The 13,061-nt window shown below is 38.0% G+C and carries 12 protein-coding genes and 1 rRNA gene; 5 read left to right on the forward strand and 8 right to left on the reverse strand.

All coding sequences use genetic code 11. The features are described 5' to 3' along the window. Position 1: 1 nt before the first annotated feature. Positions 2-1,478: ribosomal RNA gene (locus tag ACKI30_RS04495) — 16S ribosomal RNA — on the reverse strand. Between the two features lie 637 nt (positions 1,479-2,115). On the opposite strand from ACKI30_RS04495, the gene mer reads away from it, so the two are divergent. The 4 genes from mer (at position 2,116) to ACKI30_RS04515 (ending at position 6,114) form a co-directional block, all read left to right on the forward strand. After that, entirely contained in the window at positions 2,116-3,078 is a 963-nt protein-coding gene (gene mer / locus ACKI30_RS04500; protein WP_407410259.1) for a 5,10-methylenetetrahydromethanopterin reductase, read from the forward strand. A 135-nt stretch (positions 3,079-3,213) separates the two neighbouring features. Continuing rightward, positions 3,214-4,296, forward strand: coding sequence for an archaeosine biosynthesis radical SAM protein RaSEA (locus ACKI30_RS04505; RefSeq protein WP_407410261.1), 1,083 nt, complete (start codon positions 3,214-3,216; stop codon positions 4,294-4,296). 36 nt (positions 4,297-4,332) lie between these two features. Beyond that, positions 4,333-4,815 (forward strand): DUF308 domain-containing protein, encoded by a 483-nt coding sequence (locus ACKI30_RS04510; protein ID WP_407410263.1) that lies wholly within the window; start codon positions 4,333-4,335, stop codon positions 4,813-4,815. A 21-nt stretch (positions 4,816-4,836) separates the two neighbouring features. After that, positions 4,837-6,114 (forward strand): adenylyltransferase/cytidyltransferase family protein, encoded by a 1,278-nt coding sequence (locus ACKI30_RS04515; RefSeq protein WP_407410265.1) that lies wholly within the window; start codon positions 4,837-4,839, stop codon positions 6,112-6,114. Here ACKI30_RS04515 and ACKI30_RS04520 read toward each other — a convergent pair. From ACKI30_RS04520 to ACKI30_RS04545, 6 genes are read right to left on the reverse strand one after another with little or no spacing between them, the layout of a single operon-like run. Then, the gene (locus tag ACKI30_RS04520) at positions 6,104-6,838 is read right to left on the reverse strand and encodes an NAD(P)-dependent oxidoreductase (RefSeq protein ID WP_407410267.1); all 735 of its coding nucleotides are present in this window, start codon (positions 6,836-6,838) and stop codon (positions 6,104-6,106) included. The genes ACKI30_RS04515 and ACKI30_RS04520 overlap by 11 nt on opposite strands. Before the next feature lie 12 nt (positions 6,839-6,850). Continuing rightward, positions 6,851-7,711, reverse strand: coding sequence for a damage-control phosphatase ARMT1 family protein (locus ACKI30_RS04525; RefSeq protein WP_407410269.1), 861 nt, complete (start codon positions 7,709-7,711; stop codon positions 6,851-6,853). Beyond that, the gene (locus ACKI30_RS04530; RefSeq protein ID WP_407410271.1) at positions 7,712-7,915 is read right to left on the reverse strand and encodes a MoaD/ThiS family protein; all 204 of its coding nucleotides are present in this window, start codon (positions 7,913-7,915) and stop codon (positions 7,712-7,714) included. A gap of 4 nt (positions 7,916-7,919) precedes the next feature. Then, positions 7,920-8,837 (reverse strand): TIGR00269 family protein, encoded by a 918-nt coding sequence (locus ACKI30_RS04535; RefSeq protein WP_407410273.1) that lies wholly within the window; start codon positions 8,835-8,837, stop codon positions 7,920-7,922. 9 nt (positions 8,838-8,846) lie between these two features. After that, positions 8,847-10,001 (reverse strand): vWA domain-containing protein, encoded by a 1,155-nt coding sequence (locus ACKI30_RS04540; RefSeq protein ID WP_407410275.1) that lies wholly within the window; start codon positions 9,999-10,001, stop codon positions 8,847-8,849. Between the two features lies 1 nt (position 10,002). Then, on the reverse strand, positions 10,003-10,857 hold the full coding sequence (locus ACKI30_RS04545) for an AAA family ATPase (protein ID WP_407410276.1): 855 nt from the start codon (positions 10,855-10,857) through the stop codon (positions 10,003-10,005). 118 nt (positions 10,858-10,975) lie between these two features. Between ACKI30_RS04545 and ACKI30_RS04550 the strand changes: the two genes are divergently transcribed. Next, on the forward strand, positions 10,976-11,398 hold the full coding sequence (locus tag ACKI30_RS04550) for a hypothetical protein (protein ID WP_407410278.1): 423 nt from the start codon (positions 10,976-10,978) through the stop codon (positions 11,396-11,398). A 2-nt stretch (positions 11,399-11,400) separates the two neighbouring features. Here the strand turns inward: ACKI30_RS04550 and ACKI30_RS04555 are convergent, their stop codons facing one another. Continuing rightward, entirely contained in the window at positions 11,401-13,005 is a 1,605-nt protein-coding gene (locus ACKI30_RS04555) for a dihydropteroate synthase-like protein (RefSeq protein ID WP_407410279.1), read from the reverse strand. Between the last annotated feature and the right edge of the window lie 56 nt (positions 13,006-13,061).

Raw genomic sequence — 13,061 nt, forward strand, 5'->3', positions numbered from 1 at the left:
AAGGAGGTGATCCAGCCGCAGGTTCCCCTACGGCTACCTTGTTACGACTTCACCCTCCTTAAAAAACCTAGATTCGAATATAACAAAACACTACATCCTCATCCAAGCCCTTTTTGGGTGGTGTGACGGGCGGTGTGTGCAAGGAGCAGGGACGTATTCACCGCGCAATAGTGATACGCGATTACTACGCATTCCAGCTTCATGAGAACGAGTTACAGTCCTCAATCCGAACTACGACTAAGTTTAGAGGATTACCTCCACCTTTCGGTGTCGGAACCCATTGTCTCAGCCATTGTAGCCCGCGTGTTGCCCAGAGGATTCGGGGCATACGGACCTACCGTCGTCCACTCCTTCCTCCTATTTATCATAGGCGGTCCCCTTAGTGTGCCCATCATCCAAAAAAAGGATAAGCTGGTAACTAAGGGCGTGGGTCTCGCTCGTTGCCTGACTTAACAGGACGCCTCACGGTACGAGCTGACGGCGGCCATGCACCTCCTCTCAGCTAGTCAAGCAAAGTCATCAACCTGGCTATCATACAGCTGTCGCCTCTGGTGAGATGTCCGGCGTTGAATCCAATTAAACCGCAGGCTCCACGCGTTGTGGTGCTCCCCCGCCAATTCCTTTAAGTTTCAGTCTTGCGACCGTACTTCCCAGGCGGCGGACTTAACAGCCACCCTTCGGCACTGGAGCAGCGCAAAGACACCACAACAGCAAGTCCGCATCGTTTACAGTTAGGACTACCCGGGTATCTAATCCGGTTCGCGCCCCTAACTTTCGTCCCTCACCGTCAGAACCGTTCCAGTTAGACGCCTTCGCAACAGGCGGTCCTCCCAGGATTACAGAATTTCACCTCTACCCTGGGAGTACCTCTAACCTCTCCCGGTCTCAAGTCTAATAGTATCTCCAGCAATTCCCACAGTTAAGCTACAGGATTTCACCAGAGACTTATTAAACCGGCTACGGACGCTTTAGGCCCAATAAAAACTGCTACCACTAGAGCTGCCGGTGTTACCGCGGCGGCTGGCACCGGTCTTGCCCAGCCCTTATTCCAAAAGCTCTTTACACTAATGAAAAGCCATCCCGTTAAGAATGGCACTTGGGATCCCCCCGTCGCGATTTCTCACATTGCGGAGGTTTCGCGCCTGCTGCACCCCGTAGGGCCTGGAACCTTGTCTCAGGTTCCATCTCCGGGCTCTTGCTCTCACAACCCGTACCGATCAATGGCTTGGTAAGCCGTTACCTAACCAACTACCTAATCGGCCGCAGACCCATCCTTAGGCGAAAAAACATTTAAACAAAAAACCATTCCAGGAAAAATTGCCTATCTAGTATTATCCCCAGTTTCCCAGGGTTATCCCAGTCCTAAGGGTAGGTTATCCACGTGTTACTGAGCCGTACGCCACGAGCCTAAACTCGTTCGACTTGCATGGCTTAATCGAATCCCAATAGCAGTAGCATCTGCCAGGATCAAACAGAATTGAACACATAACAGTACTATTATTGAAGTACACATAAAAAAATATAGACGAGTGTAATACACTAAAATAAATTTGATATAAAAGATTCTATAATCAAATTTCACCACATCTACAAAACTTACATCATACCCGAAAAAACTCAAGTACTCACAAAAGCACATTCATGATATTAAAGTAATTAATATAATAAACATGATAAATTATAGCTACATGCGGAAAAGCAGTCATCATAGTCATGATTGTCAATACAATAAGACTTAGACCAACGCCATAAAAACATATAGCACATCTAATAGAGAGACAAATTATAGTAACAAAATCAATTAAAAAATATTGCAAAATATATTAAAATAAAAAATAAAATTATTTTAACTATGTTAAATTAAAAATAACAAATAATATTTCATAAAAATTGAGAATATAGGCAATATAAAGAATAATTTAGATAAATTTTTAAAAAATTTATTTCAATCCAGTGAAACAAATCAGTTAATACAAAAAATATTTTTAGTAATACAGTAATGTTTATTATATTATTATAGAAGCCCTTACATAGATTATATTTAAAACTTTCTATCTAATTCAAATAATAATTACTTTATATACTGCCAACCTAAATATAAATTGGTGATAAAATATGAAGTTCGGTATAGAATTCGTACCACAAATACCATTAGATGAATTAGTAAGTTTAGTAAAATTAGCAGAAGACGTTGGTTTTGAATACGCATGGATCACAGACCACTACAACAACAAAAACGTATACGAAACCTTAGCATTAATTGCAGCTGAAACTGAAACCATTAAAATGGGTCCTGGTGTAACCAACCCATACGTAAGAAGCCCTGCAATTTCCGCTTCCGCTATCGCAACCATTGACGAAATTTCAGAAGGAAGAGCTACCTTCGGTATTGGTCCTGGTGACAAAGCAACTTTCGACGCTTTAGGTATCGCATGGGAAAAACCAGTATCCACTATTAAAGCAGCAATCGCTGACATTAACACTTTATTATCCGGTGGAAAAACCGAAGCTGGTGCAGCATTAGGTGGAGCAAAAGCTGTTCAAGAACACATCCCTATTTACATGGGTGCTCAAGGACCTAAAATGTTAGAAACCGCTGGAGAAATCGCAGATGGTGTATTAATTAACGCATCCAACCCTAAAGATTACGAAGCAGCTATGCCTATGATCAAAAAAGGTATCGAAGCAGCTGGTGGAGACAAAGCATTTGACGTAGGTGCATACACTGCAACTTCCATTGGTGCTGACTCTGACGCAGCTAAAAACGCAGCTAAAATCGTAGTAGCTTTCATTGCAGCAGGTTCCCCTGCTCCAGTTATCGAAAGACACGGATTACCTGAAGGATTCAACGAACAAATGGGAGCATTCTTAGCTAAAGGTGACTTCGGTGGAGCTATTGGTGCTGTAACCGATGAAGCACTCGACGCATTCTCCGTATGTGGTACTCCTGATGAGTTCATTCCAAAAATTGAAGGCTTAGCTGAAATGGGTGTAACTCAATACGTAGCAGGTTCCCCTGTTGGTAAAAACGTAGAAGAATCCATTAAATTATTAGGAGACGTAATTGCAAGTTTCTAAACTTGCTCTCTCTTTCTTTTTTTATTTTTTTAAACCGTTATACACAACTTATTAACTTACTATTTTTAACAAAATTTTAATTATATAAAAATCCTAACTATATAATATTATAATTATTATATTGCAGGTATTATAATGGAAATTGAAAAATTAACCAAAGATATTAGACAAAGAGCATTTGAAAGAAAAGATCCGAAAACTCCAGAGCAAGTCGGGGCAAGCTGGTATAATGATGACCTGACTTATGATGGCATTGCTAAAACATTATTTGTAATATTGCCAACACCAGGATGTGCCTGGGCAGTTGGAGACAGTGGCGGATGTACCATGTGCAGTTATGTTTCAGACTGTACACTAGAACCTATTGACACTGAAACCATTCTAAGGATATTCAATGAACATCTTCAAAGGCATCCCATTGCCGAAGAGGAAAAAATTTCAGTGAAACTGTTTGCATCAGGCAGTTTCCTAAATCCGTATGAACTTCCGAAAGATGCACGCGATGAAATTCTAAAGACATTAATGAATCTGGGCAATGTTACTGAAATCATTGTAGAGTCCAGACCCGAATATGTCAGGGAAGAAGTTTTAGATGAAATTTTTGACATTATAGGCGACACACTGTTTGAAGTGAGTATCGGTCTTGAAACATCAAACGATTATACCCGCCTTAAAAAAATCAATAAAGGTTTTACCAGAGATGATTTTGAAAATGCTGTTAAACTGATGCAAAAGCTAAAGGATGAAAAAGGATACAACATAAAATCCAAAGCGTACATCTTTGTTAAGCCTATTTTAGTATCTGAATCCCAAGCAATAACTGAAGCAATTGAAACTGCAGGATACTGTGATTCAATTGGAGTCAACAGACTTTCATTCTGTCCTGCAACCATTCACAGCGGAACAGTTATCGAAAGATTTTGGAGAAAAGGAGCTTATCAGCCTCCATGGATCTGGTCATGCATTGAAATCATTAATACCGTTCGTGACGAATTAGATATACCTGCACTTTTAGACACTTCCGGTTTTGGTTCAAGACGTGGCCCATACAACTGTAAAAAATGCAATAAAGATTTAAAACATATGATAATAGCAAATAATTTAACTCAAAGGAAAATTGAATATGAATGCGAATGTAAAAGCGAGTGGTTGGCTGAAATAAATAACTCAGATATGAACAGCTCAACCGTTGAGATAAAACACATTCCATTATATTAAATATTAAAAGATATTAATTTATATTAGGAGGAAAAAATGAAAACTAAATTTGTTAGTTTACTAGCTATAATTCTCGGATTAATTATTATTATATTTCCGGCATTGGGACTTATTGGGGCCAGTTCACTTATAGGCCTTTCAGTATTGTTAATGTCTATTTATTTACTTATTGTGGGAGTTACAATTATTGATTACAACACTTCCGGCGCAATAATTGATTTGATTCTTGGATTGCTGCTTCTGTTCTTAAGTATCGGCCTTATATTCAATCCTGCACTGCTCGGATTCATAACAGAAATCACATTATATCTTGCAGGAATAATGTTAATCGTTGTTGCAGTTGCATCCTTAATCAACAATCGCAGCTCAAGATATGGTTTTTATATAGGAATCGCTGGAATAGTTCTCGGTTTACTGTACATAATCATTGGAACTTACGTATCAAATCCAATTGTTCTCGGTGCATTAATCGGAATTTGGTTAGTAATCAGCGGTATTTTAAAATTAATGGATAGATAACCTATCCAATTTCTTTTTTTGGTGTTTATATTGATAGGAATTAGTGCAGATTTTGACCCTGTGCATAAGGGTCATGAAAAATTAATTAAGGAAGCTCGAAAAATTGCAGATAAAGAAAACAAACAGGTTGTCGTTTATCTGAATAAGGGATTCAGTGCAAATCATGCTCCATTTTTTGTTGATTTTGAGGCCCGTCGTGAAATGGCACTGGCTTTAGGTGCAGATGATGTCAAATCATTTGAAGGCCTGCATCACAGGTTGGTGCTCTCTTACAGCGTGCCAATTCGTCTCAAACAGATGATTGATGACGGCGTAACCGACTACATAACCTCAGCCAGCATTTCACTTGATGAGATTAAGTCAAAAGCTCAGAAGTTTATTGATGAGGGAAACTTTGTCGGAATGCCTAAAAGTTACACAAACAGGAATGAAATCAGATGGTATGCGATAAATGAGTTTCTCGGATCGAAGCTCAAATACCATATCGTCAAGGAATTTGACAAGGACAAATATTCCGGAAGGCTGATTCGCCAGTCCATCATTGACAATGACATGGTGATTTCAAATGAAACCGCAAAGCTGCTTCCAAAGACTACCGTTGAAATCCTGCAGAGGGAAATTGATGCGGGAAGAGTTCCGGGAGAGAGAAACTGGGCTGACATCTACAAAAGAATGAACACCTATTCAAGAGGAAACCTTGAAAAAATAGCTTACCTTAACGGAAACACCATTAATGAAATTATTAAAAGAAGAGTTTACAGAGACCCTGAATCAATTTGGGCAGTTTTCAGAAGGTCCGATTACGGGCCTGTGATGACCCGACTGGCCATCAGCGCCATTGAAATGGAAGTTACAAAAAGGGAAGTCATGGAGTTAATGCAAAGTTATGAAAAACAGGGCGTTATTCCAGACAATCAGAAGGTTCAGAGAGTCATTGACAGGGCATGGTATGTGGCAAGTGAAGGCGACAAGGGCGTTAGTGCACGTGAAGCCAATGAATGCTTCAGAAGTCAAAATATTGATGTTGATGCACCATTGACACTCGAAGCGGGACTTAATTTAACCAAATTTGAAACAAAAATTACAAAAGAGGGAATCAGCACCGATTTATATGTCGACAAAAACGGCAGGATTTCCGTTCAGTTCAAAAGTGAAGGTAAAAAAATAAAAACTAACCTGAGGCTTCCCGCACGTGAGGTCACATATCTGAGATACATTATGGATTCCCTTTTCATTCCGGTTAACGGAAGCATAAAAAAAGCTAAAAAAGGTTTTAAAGTTAAAGTGGTTATCGGTTGAGTTTTTCAAGCGCCGCTTTAACCATTATCAATTCGGAATCTGAGAAATATTCAATTATTTCTTCCAATTCTTCTCTTTTTCTATTGGAATTATTTACCGTGTTGACTATTCTTGAAACTGATTTTTCTTTAAAGTCATCGCCTTCAGTCAATGTCAAAACATCAAAGAACTCTTTTTCCAAATTATGATTTTCAGCGATTTGTGAGGTTTCAATCAGCAGCGCTGAAAGTGATTTTGTATATGCGCTTCTAAGCAATTTTAGAATAGCTACATCGCCTATATTACTGCTGATTTTTTTGGTAGTGATGAATTTATCCAAAAAAAGCAGCTCATCTGACTTTTCACCTGAAATGTATAAAATAGGATTATCGGAATCAATTTTTCCAATAATGGCGCCATCTATTAAATTTTCAACATGCTTATCGATTTCAAGAGTGGTGTCTGGAGAGATATTGTTTAAATCCAAATAGATTCCGTCCACATATTTACCGCATTCTTTAGCGACAGTCAGTGCGGATTTTGGAGATGTTGCAGAAACTAAAATATCAGATTTGCTTGCCACCTCATTAAATGTGTCAAATATCTCAATGCCGGACTCTTCAATATTGTGAACAGTGCTTTTTGATCTTCCTTCTGTTGAGGTTATGAAAGTGATTTCATCTGATTTTATCAAATTAAAAAGATTTCGAGAAACTTTTCCAAATCCGATTAATCCTATAATCATCAATATCACTACTCATTTCTTAAAAAGAAGCATGTCATGTAAATTTACGCCGATATCCCTGGAGATTGTGTTGCATTTAGCGCATAATAAAAAGTAAATGTCCTTACTTGATAAATCAATTTCAGTCAATCCCTCATAATTTCCCATTCCTTTTGAAATTATGAACTTATGGCTGTCAAAAATTTCCCTGAACTCATCTGAGATTTTGCTGTCGACATAACCTACAGTTCCGGCACCAATTTCCACAATTTCACCGAATTCATCAAGACCCGCATCCAAGGCCTCAGCCATGCATGCATCGTTTAATATCGGTTCGGATTTTACTGCTATTGTGATATCCAAATCATATTCCTTAATTTTTGAAAGCAATAATCTATCGAATACTATCTCGCCTGTATTGTCGACCAGATATAAAACCTTATCATTCTCCTTTAATGATTTTTCAAACTCTTCAATATCCTTAACAGTCAATTCCTTTTTAAGAGAATCCTTTATTACGCTTTCAATATCATCATCCAATGTGAATGCACCAAAATCAAGAATGTTGCCTATAATAGCTATTTTGACATAATTCTCCAAACTGTCGTCTTCCTCTAAAATCTTTTTAACATCATCCATGTATTTCAATGCTATATTGTTGCTTTCTATTTTTTCCCTGTAATATGGGTCGTTGCAGCCGGTTCTCTGTTTAATCATGGCATGCATTGCCGAACCTGTGCCGTTTGAATTTGTACCTAATGTGAAATTTTGAGAAAGATACTTGAATATTTCTTCCATTACTTCCATCTTAAGGACTTCATCATCTGTGGATAAATCTAGAGCTTCCTTAGCTTGCCTTAAAAAACAAGGCCCACATTCATAACTTATTTTCACTTAACCACCATATATAATTTGAACTAACTGTATCTCATCGCCTTCCTGAATAACGGTATCTTCTATTACCAGCTCACCGTTCTGTTTTGATACAATTGTTTGAGGGGACAATTCCAATTCTTTGAGCAAATCTTTAATTGTATAATTTTCATGAGGAATGTCCCTTTCCTCATTTAATTGCTTGTATTTTAAAATAAATAACATATAATCACAATCCTAATTCTTCTAAAAATGAACATGCCTTACATAAATCGTTTGATGCAGGCTCTCCGCATCTTCTGCATCTTCCGTGGGCATAATCCTTTTGGAGCTCATCCTTTAAAATGCTTTTTATCTTATCATATCCTCGGAGAGTGGAATACTTAATGGTCGGATGCTTTTCTGTAAGCTGATTGATGAGCTCAGACACTTCTCCCCGGAAGGATTGCATTGCATATGGGCAGCTGTCAAAGTGAACCTCAAGGTCTTTTGCAACAACATACAAACCTATTTCCCTTTCGGGAATTTCTCTTAACGGTTTAATTTTTACTGTGAATTCCTCTGCCTTTGATTCTGTTTTTGCACCCAATTTGGTTAAATTATCAGTATTTCCCTCAAGGTAATTCATCATAATCCCCTGAACTTCATCATCAAGATTGTGTCCTGTTGCAATTTTGGTGGCGCCCATTTCACGGGCTGCCTTGTTAATGATTGTTCTTCTGAATACTCCGCAATAGGTACATGACCCTTTATGGTTTTCCCTTTGCATTATCTCGTCCAAGGTAATTCCATATTCCTCTTTCAGTGAAACGACCTTGTGTTCAATGCCCAGCCTCTGTGCATGGCGTATTGCAATATCCACGCCGTCCTGCCTGTAATTGGCAATTCCTTCATCCACTGTAACTGCACAGATATCTATGATATTTCTTTCACGAAAACTGTTCAATACTTCCAAAGTGGTTACACTATCTTTACCGCCTGAAAGAGCAACTAAAACCTTATCTCCCTTATCAAGCAATTTTTCTTTTTTGATTGTTTTGATAGCTTTCTTTTCAATGGATTCTATGAAACAATCTTTGCACAGTATCTGGCCTGACTGTTCACGTTTATAAATAACTTTAGGATTACCACATTTACTACATTGCATAACTATTACCTACATCTGTTCTACAAAGTGTGCCAACTGATTTAGGGTATTGACTTCAAATACCTGAGCTCCCGCATCCCTATACAGAGAAACGCAGCTGTCAACAACATCCCATTTATTTCTATCTTCCGGATTTAAAATGATAACCTTTTTTGCATCCCTTACCATTTCTTCAACCAGTTCCACACTGGCAGGAATACCATTCACTTTTGGCCCCGCCCAATCTCTACAGTCTGATAAAATGATGACATATGACTTATTGTTGATGTGAGCCATATCCTGGAACTTTTTAAAAGCAGAGTACATGTCTGAAGTTCCATGAACCATCATATTTTTAACTCTCATGTCTTTAACCTTAACAAATGAATCAATCAGATACTCTTCCTTTAAAGCATGAGTGGTTTCTATCACCTTATTGTCAAATTCGAATGTCCTTGATTTTTTAAAAGCAGTCTGCGCTGAAAACATCAGCATGAAAAACCAGCTACTGATCCACTCGCAAGATCCGCTGATGTCATTCAAAAACAGGTGTTCGTTCTTGTGAGGCCTTGGCTTTGCCTTAACGATTTCAAGAGGCACGCCACCATATTTCATGTTGGCCCTTATTGTTCTTCTCATGTCAATCTTACTGGAAGTTGATTTGACCTTTCTTCTTGAACGCTTATTCGCTATTCTTTTTCCAAGTCTCTGACAGATTTCAAGCATCCTAGGGTCAAACCTGTTCAGCTTGGTCAAATCCTTGTTCATCAGTTCCCCGTCCCTTTCAAGTTGCTTGACTTCATCCAAGAGGGGCTGGCCTGACAACATCTTTAGCTTTTCATTGTTGATTCTTTCCTTATTGACTTTCTGGAAAAGGTTGTTTTGCTTTTTAATGATATATTTATTGGATTTAGGACCTGTACCGCTATAAGCTTTACCCTTGTTCAATTGAGGATTTTCCATTTTCTCAACTTGAACCTTGAATATCTTTTCAAAAATCTTATTGAACTTGGGAATATCATACCTGTCCTTCACATAGACTGCCATCAGCGCACTTTTTAGAAGTTCACGGTCATCTTCACCCAAGGTCCTGTGAACCTGAACGGCAGCCTGAGTGCTTCTTATACTTACGGGAAGGCCTTCCTGCCTTAGTTGGGCGGATAAATTTGCAATCTTATTTATCATATTATCTTTTGTTTAAAACATCCTTTATGACTCTTTTCTTATCACTTTCATTTTTAATAGCTACGCCAATACTGTTTTGAAGTGACTCGTCCATATTTTTGGTGCCCAAATCAGTGACAGAGCGAACCCAGTCGATAGTTCCCCTTACGGAAGGTTTTTTCATCAGATTGAGGTTACGTATCTTATGAACTAATTTCACAACGGATGAAACGACTTCCTCATCAGCGTCAGGCATTCTTGACTTGACTATTTCAATTTCCCTTTCGATTGTAGGATATGGAATGTATAAGAACAAGCATCTGTCTTTAGTTTCATCAAGAAGTGATCTTTGAGAGTTTGATGTCAATATAACTATCAAATCATTTTGAAGAGTGAATGTTCCCAAATCATTAATTGTGATTTCCTGTTCACCCAATGCCTGAAGCAGGAAACTTTCCACTTCCTCATCAGCCTTATCAATTTCATCTATCAGCAGTACGGAGTCTTTATCATTTAAGAAAGCATTGAGTAACGGCCTTCTTATGAAATATTCCTCATCGAATATTTTCTCTTCGCTTTGTGATTCATTTTTTGCCGCTTCCAGGTGAAGCAATTGCTTTTGATAGTTCCACTCACCAACGATCTGTTCAAAGGTAATCCCTTCATAACACTGAATCCTGAAGAAATCCCTCTCAAAGGACTTTGCAATTACCTTCGCAAGTTCAGTTTTACCAACGCCAGGAGGCCCTTCAATAAGCATAGGCCTTCCAAGCAGCAATGACAAATAAACGGTTGTGGATATTTCATTATTAGAGACATATTCAGAATTTAAAAATAATTCATCAATATCTTTTATAGTTATATTTTCTGTTTGCAAATTTTAACCTTCCTCAAATTAATTATTAAAATTTATATTATAAAATGAATATAAATTTAATGTAACTAAATATATATTATTGTAATAATTATATAATTATATTTATAGGAGGAAAAAAATGGAAAAAGACAATGCAATAATTATAATCTTATTAATTCTCATTGTGCTTTCTGCTGGAGTGTACATTATTGTATCCGGTACTGGACTGACATTCAATCATGACGACAAAATCGGACATGCAAATTATACCGTGAACAATACAACTGCAAAAGTTAACAATACAAACGATACAACTGCAGATACAAGCCGTGACACTGGAATTTACGCACCAAGTTCTGATGGCAGCAGCTATAGTGATAGTGGAAGTTACTCCTACAGTTCAAGTAGTAGTCAAAGCTATCAAACATACAGCGACGATTCCGGAGCTCAAGCCGGTCAGGCATCTGCACCTGAAACACCTGCTTCCACAGATACCGGCGGTCAAGAAGCCCCTTCAACAGACACTGGAGGCAGTGAAGGAACCGTAGTTGACCTTGAATAAAATTAATTTTTAAACTCGTCAGGATTTTTGAATAATTCAAAATCCTGAACATAATCTTTTCCTGTTAGCATCGCAATTTCTGCTTTTTGAAGTTCAGAGCCCAGGTATGCTGCATGTTCCATTCTTGAAACCAAATTTCTTGTTATAATTTCTTCATATACTTCTTTTGCAGATTGTCCCACTATGACCAAATCTGCTTTGTTTTTCTTAAAATGAGTTGCAACAATTCTGCTGTCTTTTACAGTGGTTCCATAGTCAACATTAATTCTGAAACTTCCCGCTTTATCCCTGACAAATTTTAACGGATTTTTAAGTCTGGTTTCAGGAACCCCATCCAATTCATTTTCAATAATGTCATTTCTTTTATGCTTATCTTTAAATGCCACCAGATTTATTCCCAAATCCTTTGGAATTGATTTTCTGTGTTTTGCTAAAAACATCATTTTGGATGCGGTTGCAAGTTCATATACGCTTCCCCTGGTTTTTCCACTTTCTTCAGGAGTGAACAATATACTTACTCCAAGCTCCATACCTATTCCTGCTAAAAGTACATTTACACCGCCTGAATCAGCGTCCATAAGTTCAGTGACATTTCCCACTCCAAAAAACATTGGAGCCGGATTTTCCTTGTGGAATTCGTGGCATGCAATAATGGATTCGACAATACTTGAACTGTTTACAGGATCCAATATCAAATCGGCAACATACCTTAAACCTTCAGTATCCTTGATTAACTGATGCATTGATTCAACCCGTTCTGCAGGGGATTTTGGAGACTTGCCCTGAGAGAAGTTGGTCGGAAGCAATACAGCAGGGATGTCCTTTTCCATCAAAATATCCTTAACCTCAGAATTATTTCCCAAATCAAGGCTTAAAACAAAGTCGATTCCATTTTCTGCAGCCACCTTAATTTCCTTGGCATTCAATGTATCGATACTTAACGGCCTGTCGCCCACAATAGGCCTTAATGTTTCTATCAATTCGGGAATCTTATCTGAGAAATCTTCACCTGCAGCCATTCCTATATCAATCATGTCCGCACCGGAATCAACAAAATATTGACATTTATTGATTAATGCCTCTTTTGATAAAAACGGAGCGTTGGCGATTTCGGAAAGAACTCTCATCGGGAAATCCTCACCCACCGGAAGGTTTCTGATTAAAATATTATTTGGTTTTTCGAGAAGTTTTTCAATATTTTCCTTATCGTTTTCAAATTCCTCTATGAATTTGAATGCTTCCTTACGTTTTTCCTCTTCAATCAACTTATCTGCAGGCCTGTCTTCAGACAAATCAATGCTTCCAATCAGGTTCAGAACCATTGCAAGGTCAGCACCATCTGTGGAACCCTTGAATGTTGGAATGCCCAGTTCCTTTGTGATTTCTTTGGTGCCCTTTTTGATTAGGCCAGGAACCAGAATCATGTCAATTTCATCCAACTGATCAGAAAAACAGTTTTTAATTTCTTTAATAATTTGTCTAGGTGTTAAAAATGCAGCCACTTGAGTGTTGTCTGCAATATGTACAATTATATCCTCTTTTGAATCAGACACTACCTCTTTAATCAGAGGGTATGCCAATTCACCGGTAATTATTAAAACTTTCATAAACTTCTCAACCAAATTTTTTATTATATATTATTATTACTTTAATATTAATTAAA

It is taken from the genome of Methanobrevibacter sp., from assembly GCF_045539575.1.
Classification (GTDB): Archaea; Methanobacteriota; Methanobacteria; order Methanobacteriales; family Methanobacteriaceae; genus Methanocatella.

Bases quoted from the DNA above. Each gene is read 5' to 3' on its own strand.
- mer (WP_407410259.1), top strand. From the start codon at position 2,116: ATGAAGTTCGGTATAGAATTCGTACCACAAATACCATTAGATGAATTA.
- ACKI30_RS04505 (WP_407410261.1), top strand. From the start codon at position 3,214: ATGGAAATTGAAAAATTAACCAAAGATATTAGACAAAGAGCATTTGAA.
- ACKI30_RS04510 (WP_407410263.1), top strand. From the start codon at position 4,333: ATGAAAACTAAATTTGTTAGTTTACTAGCTATAATTCTCGGATTAATT.
- ACKI30_RS04520 (WP_407410267.1), bottom strand. From the start codon at position 6,838: ATGATTATAGGATTAATCGGATTTGGAAAAGTTTCTCGAAATCTTTTT.
- ACKI30_RS04530 (WP_407410271.1), bottom strand. From the start codon at position 7,915: ATGTTATTTATTTTAAAATACAAGCAATTAAATGAGGAAAGGGACATT.
- ACKI30_RS04535 (WP_407410273.1), bottom strand. From the start codon at position 8,837: ATGCAATGTAGTAAATGTGGTAATCCTAAAGTTATTTATAAACGTGAA.
- ACKI30_RS04540 (WP_407410275.1), bottom strand. From the start codon at position 10,001: ATGATAAATAAGATTGCAAATTTATCCGCCCAACTAAGGCAGGAAGGC.
- ACKI30_RS04550 (WP_407410278.1), top strand. From the start codon at position 10,976: ATGGAAAAAGACAATGCAATAATTATAATCTTATTAATTCTCATTGTG.
- ACKI30_RS04555 (WP_407410279.1), bottom strand. From the start codon at position 13,005: ATGAAAGTTTTAATAATTACCGGTGAATTGGCATACCCTCTGATTAAA.